We start from the raw sequence: 21,569 nt of genomic DNA on the forward strand, positions 1-21,569 counted from the left end.
ATCCCCCACGTCGTACCTTGTGTAGCTGCAACTCTTTAAGCCGAGTGCGCTGGAAGGGTGCAGCGCTGCAATCAGGAGGAAACCATGCAGGTTCTGGTGAACAGCAACCGCAGCATCAGCGTTACCAGTGAGCTTGAAGAGCGGGTCAAAGCAACGATCGAAACCGAGCTGGAGCGCTTCGATGATCATCTGACCCGAGTCGAGGTGCATCTCAACGACGAAAACAGCAACAAGAGCGGACCGCAGGACAAGCGCTGCCAGATGGAAGCGCGGGTCAAGGGCCACGACCCTATCTCGGCCACCCACAAGGCCGAATCACTTGACCTTGCAATCAACGGCGCAGCGGAAAAGCTGAACCACGCACTAGGTCACGCGCTGGACAAACTCAACCGCCACTGACCTGGCCCTCGATGGCCATTGAGCGCGCCATCGACATTTCTGCGAGGGACCGAACCACCGCTACTGGAGGCCACGCATGAACCGACTACTCGATCGAGAAACCCTGACCAAACTGTTGTCACAGCGCGATGGACCCTGCCTATCCGTTTATCAGCCCACTCATCGCAGCTTCCCGGAACGCCAGCAAGATCCGATCCGCTTCAAGCATCTGGTCAAGCAATTGGAAGACTCCCTCAAGCGACAAGGCCACGCGGACCAGACGCCCGCCTTGCTCCAGCCATTCTATGCCCTGATCGATAACAGCGACTTCTGGAACCACAGCCTCGATGGTCTGGCGGCGTTCGCCGCAAAGGACTATTTCCAAGTCTATCGTCTGCAACGCAGCGTGCCAGAGATGGCGGTCGCTAACGCGCGCATGCACCTCAAACCGCTGGTACGCATTGCTCAATCCGCTGATCGCTTCCAGATTCTCTGTCTGTCGCGCGACTCGGTGCGCCTGCTTGAAGGCAACCGCGACGCTCTTGACGAGGTCAAGCTGCACGAGGGCGTACCCAAGACACTTGCCGATGCGTTGGGCAGCGACCTTACCGAAAAAGGTCAGAGCGGCTTTCCCCAGGGTTATGGCCGCTCCAGCGAACGAGGCGATCCGATGCAGGTGGAAGCTGGCGGTAGCGGCAAGCAGGCAGAGATCGACCGGGACCGTGATCGTTACTTCCGCGAAGTCGATCGCGCCATCATGGAGCACCATTCCAAGCCTTCAGGCCTACCCCTGATTCTCGCCGCGCTACCAGAGCAACAGCCGCATTTCCGCCGGATCAGCCACAACGAGTGCCTGCTACCGGAAGGCATCGAGACTGGCCAGAGCGCCTTGAACATCAATGAGCTGCGTGAAAAGAGCTGGAAGGTAATGCAGCCGCGCTATCTCAAGCGGCTGGAGGGACTGCTCAATCAATTTGGGGCATCCCACGGGCAGGGGCTTGCTTCTGACCATCTGGAAGACATCGGCCAGGCCACTCGCCAAGGCCGGGTAGCAACGCTGCTGGTGGAAGCCGAGCGGCAGATACCCGGACATGTCGACAAGTCTGACGGAACGGCGACACCCACCAGCGAAGACGCCGTCAATACACCCGACGTGCTCGACGAGCTGACTATCTGGACGCTCGAACAAGGTGGCGAGGTCGTCGTGGTACCAACTGAACGCATGCCAACCGGCACCGGGGCGGCGGCGATCTACCGCTTCTGATGGCAAATGGCGGGCAGGCAAACCTGCCCGCTTTCAACTTGGATGGTCGGCGCTCCAGCGCTGCGCAAGCCACTCAAGGTCTTCGGGCCGAGTCACTTTGAGATTGTCTGCTCGCCCTTCCACAACCCGGGGCGAGTGACCGCCCCACTCCAGCGCGGAAGCCTCGTCAGTAACCTTTACACCGGCAATGAGCGCCGCCTCAAGTGCCTCACGCAACATTCCGAGGCGGAACATCTGTGGCGTGAAAGCTTGCCAGATGACGCTGCGGTCAACCGTCTCCACCACGTGCCCATCCGCCCCTACGCGCTTGAGCGTATCTCGCGCCGGTACTGCCAGCAGACCGCCGACCGAGTCGCACGCCAACTCGGCCAGTAACTTGTCCAGATCTCCCCGCGCCAGATTGGGCCGGGCTGCGTCATGCACCAGTACCCAGTCATTGTCAGCTGCACCCAACTCGCCAAGGCGCTGTAATCCATTGAGGACCGAATCACAACGCTCCTGCCCACCCGAAGCACGCTCAATCCGAGCGTCGCTCGCACAGGGCAGACTTGGCCAGTAGGGGTCTTCCGCGGCGATGCAGACCACGACTCCGGCCAGCGCCGGGTGATTCAGAAAACAATCGAGGGTATGTTCGATGATGCTGCGCTCGCCCAGCAGCAAGTACTGCTTGGGGCGATCAGCGCCCATGCGGCTGCCAACGCCGGCGGCCGGGATGACGACCCAGAAGGCAGGCGGCTTGCGCGAGGTCATTCGATCAGCTGATAGAGGGTTTCGCCCTCTTTGACCATGCCCAACTCCTGACGCGCGCGCTCCTCGACGGTCTCCATCCCCTGCTTGAGCTCCAGAACCTCGGCTTCGAGAATTCGATTGCGCTCCAGAAGCCGTTCGTTCTCGCCCTGCTGATCGGCGATCTGCTTATTCAGACCATTAACCTGCGCCAGGCTGCCCTCGCCCACCCAGAGACGGTACTGCAGCCCGCCGAGGAGCAGTATCAGTACGACGAACAACCAATAAGGGCGACGCATAGAAGGCATGAAACGACTTCGGCAGTAATTCAGGTATTGGGCGACAGCGTTGGCAACTCGCGCACGATGAAGTGAATGCGCAAAAGGTGCGGTGCCGATTGAAACAAAAAAGGGCGACTTGCGCCGCCCTTTTTTATAATCCGCCGATCAACCGCGGAACTCGGCGCGCCCCTTGTAAGGTGCCTTGCCAGCCAGCTGCTCTTCGATACGCAGCAGCTGGTTGTACTTCGATACACGGTCCGAGCGGCACAGCGAACCAGTCTTGATCTGACCGGCGGCAGTACCCACAGCCAAGTCAGCGATGGTGCTGTCTTCGGTCTCACCGGAACGGTGCGAGATAACCGCGGTGTAGCCAGCAGCCTTCGCCATCTGGATAGCCTCCAGGGTTTCGGTCAGCGAGCCGATCTGGTTGAACTTGATCAGGATGGAGTTGGCGATGCCCTTGTCGATACCTTCCTTGAGGATCTTGGTGTTGGTCACGAACAGATCGTCACCCACCAGCTGCATCTTGCCCCCGAGCTTTTCAGTCTGCACCTTCCAGCCAGCCCAGTCGGACTCATCCATGCCATCTTCAATGGAAATGATCGGGTACCGCTCGGCCAGTCCGCCCAGATAGTCGCTGAAACCAGCAGCGTCAAAGACCTTGCCTTCACCGGCCAGATCATACTTGCCGTCCGAGTAGAACTCGCTGGACGCGCAATCCAGCGCCAGAGTGACGTCGTCGCCCAGGGTGTAACCAGCATTGGCCACGGCTTCAGCAATCGCGCTCAGGGCATCCTCATTGGACTCAAGGTTTGGCGCGAAGCCGCCCTCGTCGCCGACCGAAGTGCTCAGGCCGCGAGCCTTGAGCACCGCCTTGAGGTGATGGAAGATTTCCGCACCCATGCGCAGCGCATCGGCGAAAGTCTTGGCGCCGACCGGCTGAATCATGAATTCCTGGATGTCGACGTTGTTGTCGGCATGCTCGCCGCCGTTGATGATGTTCATCATCGGTACCGGCATTGAGTACTGACCCGGCGTACCGTTGAGGTTGGCGATATGCGCGTAGAGCGGCAGGTCCTGATCCTGTGCGGCGGCTTTGGCAGCAGCCAGAGACACGGCGAGGATGGCATTGGCGCCCAGCTTGCCCTTGTTCTCGGTACCGTCGAGCTCGATCATCGCGTGGTCCAGCGCTTTCTGATCAAGCGGGTCCTTGCCCAGCAGCAGGTCACGAATCGGGCCGTTGATATTGGCCACGGCTTTCAGTACGCCCTTGCCCAGGTAGCGGCTTTTGTCGCCATCGCGCAGTTCCAGAGCCTCACGGGAACCGGTGGATGCACCAGACGGCGCACAGGCGCTGCCGATGATGCCGTTGTCCAGAATCACGTCGGCTTCCACGGTGGGGTTGCCACGGGAATCGAGAACTTCACGCCCCTTGATGTCGACGATCTTTGCCATTGTTATTAACACTCCGTAGATAGCTGCAAGGCTTCAAGCAGTTTCGATTGGCGGGAAATTCTTGACGAGATCATCCAGCTGCTTGAGCTGGGTAAGGAAAGGCTCGAGCTTGTTTAGGCGTAGCGCGCACGGGCCGTCGCACTTGGCGTTGTCCGGGTCCGGATGCGCTTCGAGGAACAGACCGGCCAGGCCTTGGGACAGGCCGGCCTTGGCCAGATCGGTGACCTGGGCGCGACGTCCACCCGCCGAGTCGGCGCGGCCACCCGGCATCTGCAGGGCGTGGGTAACATCGAAGAACACCGGGTACTCGAACTGCTTCATGATGCCGAAGCCGAGCATATCGACAACCAAGTTGTTGTAGCCGAAGGACGAACCACGCTCGCAGAGAATCAGTTGATCATTCCCGGCCTCCTCGCACTTGCGCAGGATGTGCTTCATTTCCTGCGGCGCGAGGAACTGCGCCTTCTTGATATTGATAACTGCACCGGTCTTGGCCATCGCCACAACCAGATCAGTCTGCCGGGAAAGGAAGGCCGGCAACTGAATGATGTCGCAGACTTCCGCGACCGGCTGCGCTTGCCAGGGCTCGTGCACATCGGTGATGACCGGCACACCGAAGGTCTTCTTCACTTCCTCGAAGATCTTCATGCCCTCTTCCAGGCCCGGACCGCGGAAGGAGGTAACGGAAGAGCGATTGGCCTTGTCGAAGCTGGCCTTGAACACATAAGGGATTCCGAGCTTTTCGGTGACCCTTACATACTCTTCGCAGGCCTGCATGGCCAAGTCACGGGATTCCAGCACGTTGATCCCACCGAACAGCACGAATGGCTTGTCGTTGGCGATCTCGATGTTGCCTACGCGGATGGTCTTCTGGCTCATGCCTTGCTCGCCTTATGTTCCAGCGCTGCCTTGACGAAACCGCTGAAAAGCGGATGGCCATCACGCGGCGTGGAAGTAAATTCAGGGTGGAACTGACAGGCGACGAACCAGGGATGATCCGGCGCCTCGACCACTTCCACCAGCGCGCCGTCACCGGAGCGCCCGGTAATCTTCAGACCTGCTGCCTGCAGCTGCGGCAACAGGTTGTTGTTCACTTCGTAACGATGGCGATGACGCTCGACAATACGTTCCTGGCCATAGCACTCGAATACCTTGGAGCCCGCTTCGAGGCCGCATTCCTGAGCGCCAAGACGCATGGTGCCACCCAGATCCGAGTTATCGCTGCGAGTTTCGACAGCGCCGCTGGCGTCTTCCCATTCGGTGATCAGGCCGACTACCGGGTGCCCACTGTCCTTGTCGAACTCGGTGGAGTTGGCGTCGGACCAGCCCAGCACGTCACGGGCGAACTCGATGACCGCGACCTGCATACCCAGACAGATGCCCAGATACGGAATCTTGTTCTCGCGGGCATAACGCACCGTAGCGATCTTGCCCTCTACGCCGCGCAGACCGAAGCCGCCCGGAACGAGGATAGCGTCGACACCTTCCAGCAGGTTTGTGCCCTGATTCTCGATGTCTTCCGAGTCGATATAGCGCAGGTTCACTTTGGTACGGCTCTGGATGCCAGCGTGGCTCATCGCCTCGATCAGAGATTTGTAAGCGTCCAGAAGTTCCATGTACTTGCCGACCATGGCGATGGTGACTTCCTTCTCCGGATGCAGCTTGGCATCGACAACGCGATCCCACTCGGATAGATCAGCCCCCCCGCATTCAAGGCCGAAGCGCTCTACGACGTAGTCATCCAGCCCCTGTGCGTGCAGGATGCCGGGAATCTTGTAGATCGTATCGGCGTCCGGCAGGCTGATAACAGCGCGTTCTTCGACGTTGGTGAACAGCGCGATCTTGCGGCGCGAGGACACGTCGATTGCCCGATCCGAGCGGCAGACCAGCACGTCAGGCTGCAGGCCGATGGAGCGCAGCTCCTTCACCGAATGCTGCGTGGGCTTGGTCTTGGTTTCGCCGGCAGTAGCGATATAGGGCACCAGCGTCAGGTGCATCAGCATGGCGCGCTTGGCGCCCACTTCCACACGCAACTGGCGGATCGCCTCAAGAAACGGTTGCGACTCGATGTCGCCAACGGTGCCGCCGACTTCGACCAAGGCCACGTCGGCATCGCCCGCGCCCTTGATGATCCGACGCTTGATCTCGTCAGTGATGTGCGGAATGACCTGAATGGTCGCACCCAGATAATCACCCCGACGCTCGCGACGCAGGACGTCTTCGTAGACGCGACCGGTGGTGAAGTTGTTGTTCTGGGTCATGCGGGTGCGAATGAACCGCTCGTAATGGCCCAGGTCGAGGTCGGTCTCAGCGCCGTCATGAGTGACGAACACCTCACCGTGCTGGAACGGGCTCATGGTGCCCGGATCGACGTTGATGTAAGGGTCCAGCTTGAGCATCGTGACCTTCAGGCCCCGCGCCTCCAGGATGGCCGCCAATGAAGCCGAGGCGATGCCTTTCCCCAATGAAGAAACAACACCACCCGTGACGAAGATGTAGCGCGTCATGAAAAACCCTAGAAGTCTGCGTTAAGCGGCTAGCGCCGCCGGGGGAAAGCGAAGATGCCATTGCGCCCTTGGCGGCAATAGCGCAACTGCCACGGATTTCGAAGAAACCGCAGAAGCTGTATTGAGACGGGAGCGTAGTCTACCGGAAAGGCCCTATCAGCTCAAACCACTTAGAACGGCGGCGCGCACCAATACAGGGCGGGACATCCCTGACTGAGTTGCGGCAGATTGGCCACCGCGATCAGGTCGTCGTCGCAGTAAAGCAATGGCAGTCGACTGCGCACGAAACGGGGTACGCCGGCCTCGTTGAGCAAACGCTTAAGGTCGCGCCTGCCCCGGCCCACCACAAGCAGGGCCTCGCCACCTTGCCGATAGCGAACCTGGAGTTTACCGGCAGGCAGTCCACCCTCCGCGCGGAGCGAACCATTGCCGGGGAGCACCAGACCAGCAGACTTATCCGACCAGTCGATCGGCGCAACAGGCGATTTCAGCCAGACATCAGGCAGCCACCAGAGCCGATCCCCACTGCGTTGCAGCTCGCCCCCCGCCAAGCGCCATCGGGGAGAGGCATCCGGCCTGGCATCCAGCAGCGATGCCCAGCCTGCCCAGTGATCCTCATCCGGTGACAGCGTGAAATCAGCCAGCCAATGACGCAGCGCATTGCGCTGGCGCGCTGGCGTCAATGCCCGTAACGGCGGTAGCGCAAGACTGGGCAAGCGCAGCCATTCGAAAGTGCTGGCCGTGTTCGCGGCGAGCAGATCCAGTTGCGCCAGCTCATCCAGCAGCTTTTGCGCTTCGGCCATATGGGCCGATGCTCGGGCCATGCTCGACACCGCCTGCGGCCAACGCTGTTGCAGCAGCGGCATGACCTCGCCGCGAAGGAAATTACGCGCATACCCGTGATTCTGGTTGCTCGGATCCTCGACCCAGTGCAATGCGTTGCGCCGTGCGTAGGCGTCGAGGTCGACGCGTGACGCGCCGAGCAGCGGTCTTACCAGCCTGCCTAGACCCAACGGCCGCTCAACAGGCATCGCTGCCAGGCCTCGTACGCCAGCACCTCGCAGCAGACGAAACAGCACCGTCTCGGCCTGGTCGTCACGGTGCTGGCCTGTCAGCAGCAGCTCGCCCTCCCCCAGGCAGCCAGAGAACGCTTCATAGCGAGCCTCGCGAGCTGCGCGCTCCAGACTTGCGCCAGGCGCGACCTCCACGCGAACCACTTGCAGAGGGACATCTAAACGGTCACAGACCGCCTGACAGTGCGCCGGCCAGTCATCACCAGCGGTCTGCAGACCATGATGCACATGGATCGCGCGGATAGCGGGCAGCTCATGCTGGTCAGCGAGCCGTACCAGCGAATGCAGCAGGACGGTCGAATCAAGACCACCAGAAAACGCCACCCACCACGTCGGTGAATGACGCCAAGGCGCGAGCACTGAAAGCAGGAGGGAATCGAGGGACATGCGAGCGCTTCGATAGCCAACGTTGACGGCAAGCATAAAGCTCAGCGGCTGAAGCAGCGATAGGACAGGGCGATCGCCCCACTGACGTTCGCGTCTCGATTTCTGAACGATCGAAAATCGAGACGCGAATACAGGCGTGACGGATCAGGCGATGCCGTAGCTCATCAGACGCTCATAACGGCGCGCGAGCAGTGCATCGGTATCCAGCGACTTGAGCATATGCAACTGACTGTTCAGCTGTTCACGCATTGCGGCGGCCATGACAGCCGGATTACGGTGCGCGCCACCCAGTGGCTCGGGGATCACCTTGTCGACGATACCAAGGTCCTTGAGGCGCTCAGCCGTAACGCCCATCGCCTCGGCCGCCTCCGGTGCCTTCTCGGCAGTGCGCCAGAGAATCGAGGCGCAACCTTCCGGCGAAATCACAGCGTAGGTGGAGTACTGCAGCATGTTCAACTGGTCGCAGACGCCGATAGCCAGCGCGCCGCCGGAACCACCCTCACCGATCACGGTGGCGATGATCGGCGTCTTAAGGCGAGCCATGACGCGCAGGTTCCAGGCGATGGCCTCGCTCTGGTTGCGTTCTTCGGCATCGATACCCGGATAAGCGCCAGGCGTGTCGATAAAAGTCAGGATCGGCATCTTGAAGCGCTCGGCCATCTCCATCAGACGGCAGGCCTTGCGATAACCCTCGGGCCGCGGCATACCGAAGTTACGGCGTACCTTCTCGCGCACCTCGCGACCTTTCTGGTGGCCGATGATCATTACCGGCTGACCGTCCAGGCGAGCGGTACCGCCAACGATCGCCGCGTCATCGGTGAAGTGCCGATCACCATGCAGCTCTTCGAACTCGGTGAATAGGTGATTGATGTAATCAAGGGTATAAGGCCGCTGCGGGTGGCGGGCCAGACGAGCGATCTGCCAGCTGGTCAGATTGCCGAAGATGCTTTCGGTGAGCGACTCGCTCTTGTCCTGCAGGCGGGCAATCTCATCGCCGATATTCAGCGAGTTATCGTTACCGACCAGGCGCAATTCTTCTATCTTGGCTTGCAGGTCGGCGATCGGCTGTTCGAAATCCAGGAAATTCGGGTTCATAGGCATCCGTCATGCGTCGACGGCCAGGAGGCCGGAGGCTGTTCCGTTTTTTGCGCCTTACCTTACGGGACGGGCGCATTCAGGTCGAACAAAAATTGTTCTGAACCATGACCCGGTTGATACCGGGCCGTTCGGGCCTAGCTCGGAAAGCGCACATCAGCCGCTCTCCGGGCATCCGCCCTCTATCGGTATTGCAGAAAGACGTTGTCGCGCCCGAACTGGTCACGCAATGCCTGAATCAAGTTGTCGGCTGGATCAATCCGCCAGGCTTCACCAAATTGCAGCAAGGCCCGCGCATCACGTCCGGTGTACTCCAGGGTGATCGGGCAGGCCCCGCGATGACGACCACAAACCTCGGCCAACCAGCGCATACGTTCACCCTTGAGCGCTTCGCCAGCAACCTTCACGCGCAAGCTTTCGGCCAACCCGGTACGCGCCTCTTCCAGGCTCATCACCCGCTTGGCCCGCAGACGCAGGCCACCAGAAAAGTCATCGTTGCTTACCTCGCCCTCCACCACAACCAGCGCATCGGTCTGCAGCAACGCTTGAGCCGTATTGAATGCCTCGGCGAACAGCGACGCTTCGATACGACCGGAGCGGTCATCCAGGGTGATGAACCCCATCTTGTCGCCTTTCTTGTTCTTCATCACCCGCAGGTTGACGATCAGCCCGGCAATAGTCTGCTCACCCCGCGCCGGCCGCAGATCAATAATGCGCTGACGGGCAAAACGACGCACTTCGCCTTCATACTCGTCGATTGGATGACCGGTCAGATAAAGGCCCAGCGTGTCCTTCTCACCCTTGAGGCGCTCTTTGAGCGAAAGGTCGCGCGCATTGCGATGATTGGCATAGACGTCCGCTTCGGGCTCGGCGAACAGGCCACCGAACAGGTCCATGTGACCACTATCAAGACTACGGGCCGTCTGCTCGGCAGACTGCACCGCCTCCTCCATAGCCGCCAGCAACACCGCCCGATTACGGTCAATATTGGCCTGATAGGCCTTGGCCTCTTCGAAAAAATATGGCCCGAGGCGATCCAGCGCGCCGGAGCGGATCAGTGCCTCGAGGGTACGCTTGTTGATGCGCTTGAGCTCGATCCGCGCGCAGAAATCGAACAAATCCTTGAACGGCCCGCCTTCGGCGCGGCATTCGGCAATGGCCTCCACCGGCCCCTCACCAACACCCTTGACCGCCCCCAGCCCGTAGACGATGCGACCGTCGTCGTTCACGGTGAACTTGAACTCGGAAACGTTCACATCCGGCGGGTCGATGCGCAGCTTCATGCTGCGGCATTCCTCGATGAGGATTACCACCTTGTCCGTGTTATGCATGTCCGCCGAAAGCACGGCAGCCATGAACGGCGACGGGTAATGCGCTTTGAGCCACGCGGTCTGGTAGGACACCAAGCCATAAGCCGCCGAGTGCGACTTGTTGAATCCGTAACCGGCGAACTTCTCGACCAGGTCGAAGATGTTGCCTGACAGCTCCTTGTCGATGCCGTTGTTCGAACAACCTTCGATGAAGCCACCGCGCTGCTTGGCCATCTCTTCGGGCTTCTTCTTACCCATGGCGCGACGCAGCATGTCCGCACCGCCAAGGGTATAGCCAGCCATGACCTGGGCAATCTGCATCACCTGTTCCTGATACAGGATGATGCCGTAGGTGGGCTTGAGTACAGGCTCAAGCCCTGCGTACTGGTAGTCAGGATGCGGGTAGGAGACTTCGGCACGCCCGTGCTTGCGGTTGATGAAGTCATCCACCATGCCCGACTGCAGCGGGCCGGGACGGAACAGAGCCACAAGTGCGATGAGGTCTTCGAGGCAGTCGGGTTTGAGCTTCTTGATCAGCTCCTTCATGCCGCGCGATTCCAGCTGGAAGACCGCGGTGGTTTCAGCCTTCTGCAGCAACTGGTAGGTCGGCTTGTCATCCAACGGAATGAAGTCGATGTTGATCGGCTCCAGCCCGCTCTTGGCCTGCTCCCGGTTAATGGTTTCCAGCGCCCACTTGATGATGGTCAGCGTACGCAGGCCAAGGAAGTCGAACTTCACCAGGCCGGCAGATTCGACATCGTCCTTGTCGAACTGGGTCACCAGACCGCCACCTTCCTCGTCACAAGCGATCGGCGCGAAATCGGTCAGCTTGGTCGGCGCGATCACGACCCCACCGGCATGCTTGCCGGTGCCGCGGGTAATGCCTTCGAGCTTGCGCGCCATCTCCCAGATTTCGCGGGCATCCTCGTCCACAGAGAGGAAGTCTCGCAGTGGCTCTTCCATCTCGTAGGCTTTTTCCAGCGTCATGCCGACTTCGAAGGGAATCATCTTCGACAACCGGTCGGCCAGGCCGTAGGACTTGCCCTGGACCCGCGCCACGTCCCGCACCACAGCCTTCGCAGCCATGGTGCCGAAGGTGATGATCTGGCTGACCGCGTTACGGCCATACGCCTCGGCCACGTAGTCGATCACCCGGTCACGGCCATCCATGCAGAAGTCGACGTCGAAGTCGGGCATGGAAATACGTTCCGGGTTGAGAAAGCGCTCGAACAGCAGGTCATAGGCCAATGGGTCGAGGTCGGTAATCTTTAGCACGTAGGCCACCAGCGAGCCGGCACCCGAACCACGGCCCGGCCCAACCGGTACGCCGTTGTTTTTCGCCCACTTGATGAAGTCCATGACGATCAGGAAGTAGCCGGGGAAGCCCATCTGGATGATGGTGCCCAACTCGAACTCGAGACGATCGATGTAGACCTGCTTCTTAGCCTCATAGTCAGGCGTGTCCTTGGGCAGCAACACTTCCAGACGCTCATCAAGCCCCTCGAACGACACCTGCCGCAGGTAGTCGTCGATGGTCATCCCCTCGGGCACCGGGAAGTTCGGCAGGAAGTAGGTGCCCAGCTGCACCTCGATGTTGCAGCGCTTGGCGATCTCGACAGTGTTTTCCAGCGCTTCGGGCAGATCCGAGAACAGCTCCGCCATCTCCTCGGGCGTCTTCAGATACTGCTGATCGGAATAAGTGCGCGGCCGCCGCGGATCGTCCAGCGTCCGACCTTCACCGATACAGACGCGGGTCTCATGGGCCTCGAAATCCTCCTGCTTGAGAAAACGCACGTCGTTGGTCGCGACCAGCGGCGTTCCGCTACGCTCGGCGAGGGCGACGGCGGCGTGCAGGTGTTCTTCGTCATTGACGCGGCTGGTGCGCTGAATTTCCAGATAGAAGCGGTCGGCGAACACTTCGCGCCATTCAGCCAGACGGGACTCAGCCAGCGCTTCATCGCCATTGAGCAAAGCCTGACCGACCTCCCCTTCCTTGGCACCGGACAACGCAATCACGCCTTCGGCCGCCTGCTTGACCCAATCGCGTTCGATGATCACCAGATCATTGCGCTGGCCTTCGGTCCAGCCGCGGGAAACCAGCTCGGTGAGATTTCGGTATCCCTTGGGATTCATTGCCAACAAGGTCAAACGGCTGAGCGGACCGTCTTCATCACAACCAGCCATCCAGATATCGGCGCCACAAATCGGCTTGATACCCGCACCTTGGGCGGTTTTATAAAATTTGACCAGCGAGCACATGTTGCTCATGTCGGTGACTGCTACCGCCGGCATCCCGCCCGCCGCAACCGCCTTGATCAGCGGCTTGACCCGAACCAGTCCATCGACCAGTGAGTACTCGGTGTGCAGACGTAAATGGACGAAGGAAACAGGCATGAAAAAACCTTGAGCTGGCAGAACGACAAGCGCGAGATTGTACCGGAAAGCACGAATCGGCTGGGGACTTGGGGAGCGGCATCGCACAGCGTAGCGAGCCTGACGCTATGAGAAATGGTGCGGGAGTTACGAGGGGGATGGAATGCTGCGGGATACTTCCCCGCGGGCTAGACCAGCAGCACGCTGGTCGGAACCGCGACCTCGATGCTCGCCTGCTCGAGCATCACCCGGACAGGGGCGAAGGAGCGGCGATGGATGGGCGTCGGCCCCAGCCGCCGAAGCGCTTCCAGATGACTTGGGGTCGGGTAGCCCTTGTGACCGGCAAGACCATAGCCTGGGTAACAGAGGTCCAGCGCCTGCATTTCACGGTCACGACTGACCTTGGCCAGAATGGACGCTGCGGCAATTGCCGGCACCTGACCATCGCCCTGAATCACCGGCGCGCTGGGTACGTTGAGCTGTGGGCAGCGATTACCATCGATCAACGCCAGCCTTGGGGTGACACTCAACCCCTCAACGGCACGCTGCATGGCAAGCATCGTGGCATGAAGGATGTTCAGTCGGTCGATTTCCTCGACCTCTGCGCGCGCGATGCACCAAGCAACGGCCTTCTCTTGAATCTCGTCGAACAGAGCCTCACGACGAGCCTCGCTCAGCTTTTTCGAATCGTTGAGGCCTTTGATCGGACGCGCCGGATCAAGGATTACGGCTGCAGTAACCACCGGACCGCAAAGCGGCCCACGCCCCACTTCGTCGACGCCCGCAACGAGCTCCTCGACCAGATTGAAATCGAGTCCGAACTGCATCAGCGCACTCCAATCAGACGCAGCACTGCGTCGGCCGCCTGACTCGAAGCATCGCAGCGCAAGGTACGATGAATGCTGTCGAAGCCTTCGGTCTGCACATCACCATCATCCAGTAGCGGCGATAGTGTCTGGGCAAGCGCCTCCGGGGTCGCCGCGTCCTGCAGCAATTCGGGTACCAGCAGACGCTGGGCCAGCAGATTGGGCAACGCGACATAAGGGCTCTTTACCAGCCGCCGGAGAATCCGGTAGGTCATCGGCGCCACACTGTAAGCCACCACCATCGGCCGCTTGAACAACAACGCCTCGAGGGTCGCTGTGCCGGACGCGATCAGCACGGCGTTACAGGCGGCCAAGGCCTCATGGGATCGACCATCGAGCAGGGTCAGCGGCAGATCACGCGTGGCCAGCATTTGCTCCAGCTGCTGCCTCCGCTCTGGACTGGCGCAGGGCATGACGAATCGAATTCCGGGGCGCATGGCGCGCAGCCGCTCGGCAGCGGAAAGGAACAGATCGCCGAGCCGAGCTACCTCGCCTCCACGACTGCCCGGCATAAGCGCCACGACCAGCCCGTCCACTGGCAGCCCAAGTGCTTGCCTTGCGGCAGCGCGGTCAGCACATAGCGCAATGGTGTCCGCGAGAGGGTGACCAACAAAGCGCACCGGCACCTGGTGCTCATCGTAGAACTTGGCTTCGAATGGAAACAGCGTAAGCATCAGATCGCAGGCGTCACGGATCTTCAGCACCCGCTTCTGCCGCCAGGCCCAGACCGAGGGGCTAACGTAATGCACGGTCTTGATACCGGCGCGGCGCAGTTTGAGCTCAAGCCCCAGGTTGAAATCGGGCGCATCAATACCGATGAAGACGTCGGGGCGAAGCTGGCTCAGCGTCTGCACCAGGCGTCTGCGTCGAGCGAGCAGTTCCGGCAGCCGACCAAGCACCTCGACCAGCCCCATTACGGCTAGGCGCTCTAGCGGGAAATACGGTGTCAGCCCTTCAGCCTGCATGCGTGGACCGCCGACGCCCACGAACTCGACATTCGCATACTGGGCCTTCAGTGCCTGCATCAAGCCAGCCCCAAGGATGTCACCGGACGACTCTCCAGCGACCAGCGCCACCTTCAGCGGCCGACTCATTTCAGCGGGTAATGCCACGGGTGGAAGCCTGGATAGAGTCGCGGAAGATGGCGACTTCCGGGAATGCCGCAGCGCTTTCGGCCAACTCGGTGAGCGCAGCCTCTACCGTAAGCCCCTTGCGATAGACGATCTTGTAAGCACTGCGCAGGGCATGCACCGCCTCCGCGCTGAAACCGCGCCGACGCATGCCTTCGAAATTCATGCTGCGTGCTTCCGCAGGATTGCCGAACACCGTCACGAATGCCGGTACATCCTTGCCAATCGCCGTGCCCATGCCGGAAAAGCTGTGAGCACCTATATGACAGAACTGATGCACCAGGGTGTAGCCGGAAAGAATAGCCCAATCGCCGACGTGGACATGGCCTGCCAATGCAGTGTTGTTGACCAGAATGCAATGGTTGGCGATCACGCTGTCATGACCTATGTGCGCATAAGCCATGATGAGGTTGTGGTCACCGAGGGTGGTTTCGGAGCGATCCTGAACGGTGCCGCGATGGATGGTGACCCCCTCACGAATCACGTTGTGATCACCAATCACCAGGCGTGTAGGCTCACCCTTGTACTTTAGGTCCGGCGTATCTTCGCCAATCGAGGAGAACTGATAGATGCGGTTGTGCCGACCTATGCGGGTCGGCCCTTTGATAATCACGTGCGACGCAATCACCGTACCCTCGCCGATCTCGACATCCGGGCCGATGATCGACCAGGGGCCGATCTGGACGTCATCCGCCAGCCGGGCCGCAGGGTCGATAATGGCGCGAGGGTCGATCAAACTCATATCTTCTGTTCCGCGCAGATGATTTCAGCGGAGCAGACCGGCTTGCCATCGACGCTTGCACGGCAATCGAACTTCCAGATACCGCGCTTGGCGCTGATGAAGGAGGCCTCCAGAATCAGCTGATCACCGGGAACGACCGGCTGGCGAAAGCGTAGCTTGTCAGAGCCAACGAAATAGTAAAGCGTGCCATCGGATGGCTTGACACCCATCATTTTGAACCCAAGCAGGCCGGCAGCCTGCGCCATGGCCTCGATGATCAGCACGCCCGGCATAATCGGATGCTGTGGAAAGTGCCCATTGAAGAACGGCTCATTGATGGTCACGTTCTTGTATGCACGAACGCGCTTAGCCTCGACGTCCAGTTCCGTTACGCGATCCACCAGCAGGAACGGGTAGCGGTGAGGCAAATATTCGCGAATTTCGTTGATATCCATCATGTCAGGGAAGAGCCTGTAAAAAAGTATAGGGCAGCCTGCGCTGAAAGCGCGCGCGAGCACTGACAGGCAGCAACCCCGAAAAAAAACCGAATCAGACGATAAGCTCAGGCATCAGAAGCTGGATTCTGAGCCCGAGTCACGGCGGCGAGGCTTTTCTCCAGCTGTTGCAGCCGGCGGGCCATGTCGTCCAGCTGACGAATGCGCGCCGCGCTCTTTCTCCAATCGGCAGCATTTTGCATTGCCGTGCCAGAGGAATAGCTACCAGGTTCAGTAATGGAACGCGTGACCATCGTCATGCCAGTCACAAATACGTTGTCGCAAACCTCGATATGCCCAACCATGCCGACGCCGCCGGCAATCATGCAGTTGCGCCCAATCTTGGTGCTCCCAGAAATACCTGCGCAACCGGCCATTGCCGTGTTGTCACCCACCTGAACGTTGTGGGCAATCATGATCTGATTATCCAACTTCACACCGTTGCCAATCAGCGTATCGGAAAGCGCACCACGGTCGATGGTGGTGTTGGAGCCAATCTCGACGTCGTCACCAATGCGCACGCCACCGATCTGAGCGATCTTCTGCCAAGCACCCTGCTCCTTGGCGAAGCCGAATCCCTCACCACCAATCACGGCACCAGACTGAATGACCACTCGCTCGCCAATCACCACATCGTGATACAGCGTGACGCGCGGCGCTAGCCGCCCGCCGTCACCGATCCTACTCCGCGCACCGATGAACGATTGCGCGCCGATCACCACATCCGCTCCGATACATGCCCCTGCCTCGATCACCACGCAGGCGCCGACGCTCGCCGACGGATGGATCTGAGCGTCCTCAGCCACCACCGCCGTTGGGTGGATACCGGGTGGAGCCACCGGACGCGTTTCGAACAAATGCGATGCGCGTGCGTACGAGAGGTAGGGATCGCTGACGATAATCGCTGTACCGTCGTAGCCATCGGCATCGTCAGGAGACAGCAACACCGCAGCGGCCTGAGTGGCCGCTAGGTATTTGCGATATTGAGCATTGGCGAGAAAGCTCAGCTGCGAGGGGCCTGCCTCCTGCAATGTGGCAAGTCCGCTGATAACCTGGGCAGCATTACCTCGCAGGCTGCCACCCAGCTCCTCGGCCAACTGGCCGAGCGTAAAGACTGCGCCCGCCATATCAGCGCGTCTGATTCATGCGCTCGATGACCTGGCGGGTGATATCGAACTGAGGTTTGACATCCACCACGGCACCACGCTCGAACACCAGGTCGTAGTTACCTTTCTTGATGACTTCTTCGACGGCCTGGTCGAGCTTCGGCTTGAGCTGCTTGAGCATTTCGCGATCAGCCACCGCCTTCGACTCGTTCAGCTCCTTGGATTGGAACTGGAAATCACGCGCCTTCTGCTTGAATTCAAGCTCCAAGCGCTCGCGTTCCGCTTGCTGCATCTTGTCACCGTCCTTGACCAGACGATCCTGAATACGCTTGGCATCGCTTTCCAGAGTCTTCAACTTGCTTAGCTGCGGGCCAAACTTCTTCTCCGCGTCAACCGCGTAGCGCTTGGCGGCATCGGACTCCAGCAGCGCCATCTGGTAATTCATGACGGCGATCTTCATTTCGGCAAAAGCAGGGGTCGCTACCAGCGCGGCAACGACGAGAAACAGTTGAGTCAACTTACGCACGGTAAACACCACTCCTGAAAGAAACACTGAAGCATCACGCCACAATGTTAGAACGTTTGTCCCAGCGAGAACTGGAATACCTGAGTATCGGCATCGTCTGGCTTGACCACCGGCATAGCCAGGCTGAAGCTCAGCGGGCCCATCGCGGTGATCCAGGTCAAGCCGACGCCGACCGAACTGGCCATGTCGCCGAAGTCGATGTCGCTGCAATTAGCCGCGCCCGACGGGCAATTGGTATCAAACACATTACCAACATCCCAGAACACGGAGGTGCGCAGCGAACGCTGATCCTTCACGAACGGCATCGGGAACAGCACTTCCAGTCCACCCTGTATCAGTACGTTACCACCGAAGGGCAACGGGTCCTGATCCGGATCAGCAATGGTTCCCGGGCGTGTACCGTCGCTCGGTGTACTGCGCGGTCCCAGGCTGCTGTCCTCGAAACCACGCACGGAATTGAAGCCACCAGCGTAATAATTCTCATAGAACGGCAGCTTCGATGTCGAACCATAGGCGTCGCCGTAACCGAGGCGCGTGTGCATGCGCAGGGTATAGTCCTTGCTCATCGGCACGAACAGCTGACCGTTGTAGTCGAGCTTGTAGAACGACAGGTCACTACCCGGAATGGTGGTCTCGAAGACCAGGCTCTGGGAGTGGCCACGGGTTGCCAGCACGCCACGGTTGAGAGTCGACTCGGACCAACCTACCGACGCCTTGAAGTTGAGGAAACTGTCGCCCTCTTCTTCCATGAATTTGAAAATCTCATCCACGGTATAGCGACCGGTATCCAGGTCATCCTGCTGCACGGTCAAGCCGAACGACAGCCGAGATGTCTCACTGATCGGATAGCCGATGTTGACCCCACCACCCAGGCTATCGACCGAGTAGCTGGAAACATCGTAGTCCAGCTCATCGTAGTCTGTGGTGCGATAGAAGGCGTTGTAGCCGAGACTTACACCATCTTCGGTCCAGTAGGGGTCGACGAAGCCGAAGTTGTACCGCGACTGGTATTCACTACGAGTCAGGCCGAGCGACACACGGTTACCAGTGCCGAGGAAGTTGTTCTGGCTGATGGAGCCACCAAGGATCAGACCTGCGTTTTGCGCAAAGCCGATGCTGGCCATGATCGACCCCGAGGGCTGCTCTTCAACGCTGTAGTTGACGTCGATCTGATCATCGGTACCCGGTACCTGGGGCGTTTCTACGTTCACTTCCTTGAAGAAGCCGAGGCGCTCGAGGCGGGTCTTGGACTGATCGATCAAGTAAGTCGACGCCCACCCACCTTCCATCTGGCGCATCTCACGACGAAGCACTTCGTCCTCGGTCTTGGTGTTACCGCGGAAATTTACGCGGTTAACGTAGGCGCGCTTACCCGGATCGACAACGAAGGTGATGGAAACCGTGTTGTCTTCGTCATGTGCTTCCGGAACGCCGTTGACGTTGGCGAAGGTATAGCCTTCGTTACCCAGCCGGCGGGTGATCAGCTCGGACGTGGACGTCATGACCTTGCGCGAAAACACCTGCCCTTCCTTGGCCAGCAGCAGCGCCTCGATCTCCTCCTGCGGAACCTTGAGATCTCCGCTGAGCTTGACGTCGCGAACGGTATAACGCTCGCCTTCGTCGATGTTCACCGTGACGTAGACATCTTTCTTGTTCGGCGTGATGGATACCTGGGTCGAAGTGATATCCATGTTGATGTAGCCGCGATCCAGGTAATAGGAGCGCAGACGCTCAAGGTCACCGGATAGTTTTTCGCGCGCGTACTTGTCGTCATTGCGGAAGAAGGACAGCCAGTTGGTGGTCTTCAGCTCGAACAGATCGACTAAATCTTCATCAGGAAATACCGAATTCCCCACAACGTTGACGTGCTTGATAGCGGCAACCGAGCCTTCGTTGATCTTGATCTTCAGCGCCACCCGATTACGCGGCTGCGCAATGACTTCGGTCTCGATGGTGGCGGAGTAGCGACCTTGAGCAACGTACTGACGCTGCAGTTCGTTACGCACGCCTTCGAGTGTGGCTTGCTGGAAAATTTCCCCTTCTGCCAGGCCAGACTGTTGCAGGCCCGATAGCAGGTCCTCGGTCTTGATCGCCTTGTTGCCTTCGATTTCGATACCGGAAATGGACGGACGTTCGACCACGCTGATGACCAGCACATCGCCATCACGCCCAAGCTGGATATCTTGGAAAAAACCGGTTCGGAAGAGCGCGCGCGTGGCATCGACCAGACGAGTGTCATCGGCGGGCTCGCCCACGTTCAGAGGTAGCGCGCCGAATACGCTGCCAGCAGAAACCCGCTGCAGGCCGTTGACCCGGATATCGGAGATAGTGAAGGACTCAGCGTGAACTTCGGCAATCATCAATGCGGAAATAACCGCAGGTAGCAGCAGACGTTTCATGAAGTCCTTTCTTATTCAAACCTGATAAATGAACCGGCGATTCGGCACGGCGACACTACGGATTCGGCGTTACAGACGGCCAATGTCATTGACCAGCGCAAGCAGCATCACCCCTACCATCAGGCTGATGCCGATCTGTACTCCCCACCCCTGCACCCGTTCCGACAAAGGACGACCGCGGACCCACTCGACGAGATAGAAGAGCAGATGTCCACCATCGAGCACCGGGATAGGCAATAGATTGAGAACCCCCAGACTTATGCTCAGGTAGGCGAGGAAATTGAGGAAATCCCCCAGGCCGGACTGGGCAGAAGCGCCCGCCACTTTAGCAATGGTTATCGGGCCGCTCAAGTTTTTTACCGAGAGCTCCCCGAAGAGCATTTTCTTTAACGAGTCGAGGGTCAGCAGACTCATGGTCCAGGTGCGCTTCGCCCCTTCTACCACCGCCTCGACTGGCCCGAAGCTGACCTCACGCAACATCTCCGCCGGCCACGCGCCGGCTTCAACGCCCGCCCCGAGATATCCGCGCCGCGCATCACCCTCACCGCGCGCAGCGAGGGTAAGAGGAACGTCCAGGCGCTGACCGTCCCGCTCGACCTGCAAGTTTACGCGCTCGCCAGGCAGAATCTTGACCGCATCGATCACCTGCTGCCAATCGCCGAGCGGCTGCTGATCAAGGCCGAGCAGGCGGTCACCGAGCTGTATACCTGCCGCTTGTGCAGGCCCTTCTGGATCCAGCTGAGCGATAACAGGCGCTATCTGCGGGCGCCACGGCCTGATGCCGAGTGATGTGATTGGGTCTGGTTCTTCCACCCCTTTGAGCCAGCTCTGCAAGGGAATCTGCAGATGCCTTTCGCCCGAACTGCCGATGTCGCGCACCGTCAGATCCAACTGTCCGCTTTCGCCCAGGCGGCGTACCAGCTGGAGATTGACTTCGGACCAGCCGCTGACCGGTTTGCCGTTGACCGCGACGATTTCCTGATCGACCGCCAATCCTGCCTGTGCGGCAAGACTTCCCGGCTCGACCGCGCCAACCACGGGACGAATCTGCTCACTGCCCAGCATCGCCAGCAGCCAGAAGAACACCAGCGCCAGCAGGAAATTGGCCGCAGGACCGGCGGAAACAATCGCGAAACGCTGGCGAACCGTCTTCCGATTGAACGCACTTTCGAGCAATGCAGGCGGAACATCGCCCTCACGCTCGTCGAGCATCTTGACGTAACCGCCTAGCGGTATCGCAGCGATGACGAACTCGGTCCCCTGGCGGTCATGCCAACGCACCAGCGGAGTGCCAAAACCGACCGAGAAACGCAGGACCTTCACGCCACAACGCCGCGCAACCCAGAAATGACCGAATTCATGAAAGGTAACCAGTACCCCGAGCGCAACGAGGGTGCCGATGATCATGTAGAGCGCGCTCATAATTTCCTCCGGGGGTGGGTCTGTTGACGTTTCGCTGCAAGCCTCGCGACCGGCAA

Annotated in this window: 18 protein-coding genes; 2 read left to right on the top strand and 16 right to left on the bottom strand. The window is 59.7% G+C overall.

The annotated features are described in order from the left end of the window. The first annotated feature begins 84 nt into the window (after nucleotides 1–84). Entirely contained in the window at nucleotides 85–399 is a 315-nt protein-coding gene (hpf, locus tag AAEZ08_RS09350; RefSeq protein ID WP_102820474.1) for a ribosome hibernation-promoting factor, HPF/YfiA family, read from the top strand. A 76-nt stretch (nucleotides 400–475) separates the two neighbouring features. After that, nucleotides 476–1,642, top strand: a complete 1,167-nt coding sequence (locus AAEZ08_RS09355; RefSeq protein ID WP_500124140.1) for a baeRF3 domain-containing protein — start codon at nucleotides 476–478, stop codon at nucleotides 1,640–1,642. Between the two features lie 33 nt (nucleotides 1,643–1,675). Here the strand turns inward: AAEZ08_RS09355 and ispD are convergent, their stop codons facing one another. The 16 genes from ispD to rseP all read right to left on the bottom strand — a co-directional run bounded on the left by ispD (nucleotide 1,676) and on the right by rseP (nucleotide 21,513). Continuing rightward, the gene (gene ispD, locus AAEZ08_RS09360; protein ID WP_500124141.1) at nucleotides 1,676–2,392 is read right to left on the bottom strand and encodes a 2-C-methyl-D-erythritol 4-phosphate cytidylyltransferase; all 717 of its coding nucleotides are present in this window, start codon (nucleotides 2,390–2,392) and stop codon (nucleotides 1,676–1,678) included. Then, a complete protein-coding gene (ftsB, locus tag AAEZ08_RS09365; protein ID WP_003285785.1) occupies nucleotides 2,389–2,667 on the bottom strand; it encodes a cell division protein FtsB in 279 nt (92 codons plus the stop codon). The genes ispD and ftsB overlap by 4 nt, the downstream gene beginning before the upstream one ends. Before the next feature lie 147 nt (nucleotides 2,668–2,814). After that, nucleotides 2,815–4,104: a phosphopyruvate hydratase gene (gene eno / locus AAEZ08_RS09370; RefSeq protein WP_003285784.1), complete on the bottom strand. Its 1,290-nt coding sequence runs from the start codon at nucleotides 4,102–4,104 to the stop codon at nucleotides 2,815–2,817. A 33-nt stretch (nucleotides 4,105–4,137) separates the two neighbouring features. Further along, nucleotides 4,138–4,983 (bottom strand): 3-deoxy-8-phosphooctulonate synthase, encoded by an 846-nt coding sequence (kdsA, locus tag AAEZ08_RS09375; protein ID WP_003285782.1) that lies wholly within the window; start codon nucleotides 4,981–4,983, stop codon nucleotides 4,138–4,140. Then, a complete protein-coding gene (gene pyrG / locus AAEZ08_RS09380) occupies nucleotides 4,980–6,611 on the bottom strand; it encodes a CTP synthase (protein ID WP_003285781.1) in 1,632 nt (543 codons plus the stop codon). Before pyrG ends, kdsA begins: the two co-directional genes overlap by 4 nt. A 170-nt stretch (nucleotides 6,612–6,781) precedes the next feature. Continuing rightward, the gene (tilS, locus tag AAEZ08_RS09385) at nucleotides 6,782–8,071 is read right to left on the bottom strand and encodes a tRNA lysidine(34) synthetase TilS (protein WP_500124144.1); all 1,290 of its coding nucleotides are present in this window, start codon (nucleotides 8,069–8,071) and stop codon (nucleotides 6,782–6,784) included. 144 nt (nucleotides 8,072–8,215) lie between these two features. Next, complete coding sequence (locus AAEZ08_RS09390; RefSeq protein ID WP_003285778.1) at nucleotides 8,216–9,166, bottom strand: acetyl-CoA carboxylase carboxyltransferase subunit alpha; 951 nt, start codon at nucleotides 9,164–9,166, stop codon at nucleotides 8,216–8,218. Nucleotides 9,167–9,348: 182 nt separating this feature from the next. Further along, entirely contained in the window at nucleotides 9,349–12,870 is a 3,522-nt protein-coding gene (gene dnaE / locus AAEZ08_RS09395; protein WP_500124145.1) for a DNA polymerase III subunit alpha, read from the bottom strand. A 167-nt stretch (nucleotides 12,871–13,037) separates the two neighbouring features. Beyond that, nucleotides 13,038–13,676 (bottom strand): ribonuclease HII, encoded by a 639-nt coding sequence (rnhB, locus tag AAEZ08_RS09400; RefSeq protein ID WP_003285776.1) that lies wholly within the window; start codon nucleotides 13,674–13,676, stop codon nucleotides 13,038–13,040. Then, entirely contained in the window at nucleotides 13,676–14,809 is a 1,134-nt protein-coding gene (gene lpxB, locus AAEZ08_RS09405) for a lipid-A-disaccharide synthase (protein ID WP_003285774.1), read from the bottom strand. The genes rnhB and lpxB overlap by 1 nt, the downstream gene beginning before the upstream one ends. Nucleotide 14,810: 1 nt before the next feature. Next, nucleotides 14,811–15,587, bottom strand: a complete 777-nt coding sequence (gene lpxA, locus AAEZ08_RS09410; RefSeq protein ID WP_003285773.1) for an acyl-ACP--UDP-N-acetylglucosamine O-acyltransferase — start codon at nucleotides 15,585–15,587, stop codon at nucleotides 14,811–14,813. Further along, nucleotides 15,584–16,024 carry a 3-hydroxyacyl-ACP dehydratase FabZ gene (fabZ, locus tag AAEZ08_RS09415; RefSeq protein ID WP_003285772.1) on the bottom strand — a complete coding sequence of 147 codons (441 nt, stop codon included), beginning with the start codon at nucleotides 16,022–16,024 and terminating at the stop codon, nucleotides 15,584–15,586. Before fabZ ends, lpxA begins: the two co-directional genes overlap by 4 nt. A gap of 104 nt (nucleotides 16,025–16,128) precedes the next feature. Further along, nucleotides 16,129–17,187: a UDP-3-O-(3-hydroxymyristoyl)glucosamine N-acyltransferase gene (lpxD, locus tag AAEZ08_RS09420; protein ID WP_102820468.1), complete on the bottom strand. Its 1,059-nt coding sequence runs from the start codon at nucleotides 17,185–17,187 to the stop codon at nucleotides 16,129–16,131. A 1-nt stretch (nucleotide 17,188) separates the two neighbouring features. Then, nucleotides 17,189–17,692 carry an OmpH/Skp family outer membrane protein gene (locus tag AAEZ08_RS09425; RefSeq protein ID WP_003285768.1) on the bottom strand — a complete coding sequence of 168 codons (504 nt, stop codon included), beginning with the start codon at nucleotides 17,690–17,692 and terminating at the stop codon, nucleotides 17,189–17,191. A 47-nt stretch (nucleotides 17,693–17,739) separates the two neighbouring features. Then, entirely contained in the window at nucleotides 17,740–20,091 is a 2,352-nt protein-coding gene (gene bamA / locus AAEZ08_RS09430; RefSeq protein WP_058065705.1) for an outer membrane protein assembly factor BamA, read from the bottom strand. Nucleotides 20,092–20,160: 69 nt separating this feature from the next. After that, the gene (gene rseP, locus AAEZ08_RS09435; protein ID WP_500124146.1) at nucleotides 20,161–21,513 is read right to left on the bottom strand and encodes an RIP metalloprotease RseP; all 1,353 of its coding nucleotides are present in this window, start codon (nucleotides 21,511–21,513) and stop codon (nucleotides 20,161–20,163) included. Nucleotides 21,514–21,569: the final 56 nt, after the last annotated feature.

This window comes from Pseudomonas sp. E45-MNA-CIBAN-0222 (assembly GCF_040310405.1).
Lineage (GTDB): Bacteria > Pseudomonadota > Gammaproteobacteria > Pseudomonadales > Pseudomonadaceae > Stutzerimonas > Stutzerimonas stutzeri_AC.

Bases quoted from the DNA above. Each gene is read 5' to 3' on its own strand.
- lpxD (WP_102820468.1), bottom strand. From the start codon at position 17,187: ATGGCGGGCGCAGTCTTTACGCTCGGCCAGTTGGCCGAGGAGCTGGGT.
- ispD (WP_500124141.1), bottom strand. From the start codon at position 2,392: ATGACCTCGCGCAAGCCGCCTGCCTTCTGGGTCGTCATCCCGGCCGCC.
- lpxB (WP_003285774.1), bottom strand. From the start codon at position 14,809: ATGAGTCGGCCGCTGAAGGTGGCGCTGGTCGCTGGAGAGTCGTCCGGT.
- fabZ (WP_003285772.1), bottom strand. From the start codon at position 16,024: ATGATGGATATCAACGAAATTCGCGAATATTTGCCTCACCGCTACCCG.
- kdsA (WP_003285782.1), bottom strand. From the start codon at position 4,983: ATGAGCCAGAAGACCATCCGCGTAGGCAACATCGAGATCGCCAACGAC.
- hpf (WP_102820474.1), top strand. From the start codon at position 85: ATGCAGGTTCTGGTGAACAGCAACCGCAGCATCAGCGTTACCAGTGAG.
- rnhB (WP_003285776.1), bottom strand. From the start codon at position 13,676: ATGCAGTTCGGACTCGATTTCAATCTGGTCGAGGAGCTCGTTGCGGGC.
- pyrG (WP_003285781.1), bottom strand. From the start codon at position 6,611: ATGACGCGCTACATCTTCGTCACGGGTGGTGTTGTTTCTTCATTGGGG.
- eno (WP_003285784.1), bottom strand. From the start codon at position 4,104: ATGGCAAAGATCGTCGACATCAAGGGGCGTGAAGTTCTCGATTCCCGT.
- rseP (WP_500124146.1), bottom strand. From the start codon at position 21,513: ATGAGCGCGCTCTACATGATCATCGGCACCCTCGTTGCGCTCGGGGTA.
- AAEZ08_RS09355 (WP_500124140.1), top strand. From the start codon at position 476: ATGAACCGACTACTCGATCGAGAAACCCTGACCAAACTGTTGTCACAG.
- tilS (WP_500124144.1), bottom strand. From the start codon at position 8,071: ATGTCCCTCGATTCCCTCCTGCTTTCAGTGCTCGCGCCTTGGCGTCAT.
- bamA (WP_058065705.1), bottom strand. From the start codon at position 20,091: ATGAAACGTCTGCTGCTACCTGCGGTTATTTCCGCATTGATGATTGCC.
- ftsB (WP_003285785.1), bottom strand. From the start codon at position 2,667: ATGCGTCGCCCTTATTGGTTGTTCGTCGTACTGATACTGCTCCTCGGC.
- dnaE (WP_500124145.1), bottom strand. From the start codon at position 12,870: ATGCCTGTTTCCTTCGTCCATTTACGTCTGCACACCGAGTACTCACTG.
- lpxA (WP_003285773.1), bottom strand. From the start codon at position 15,587: ATGAGTTTGATCGACCCTCGCGCCATTATCGACCCTGCGGCCCGGCTG.
- AAEZ08_RS09390 (WP_003285778.1), bottom strand. From the start codon at position 9,166: ATGAACCCGAATTTCCTGGATTTCGAACAGCCGATCGCCGACCTGCAA.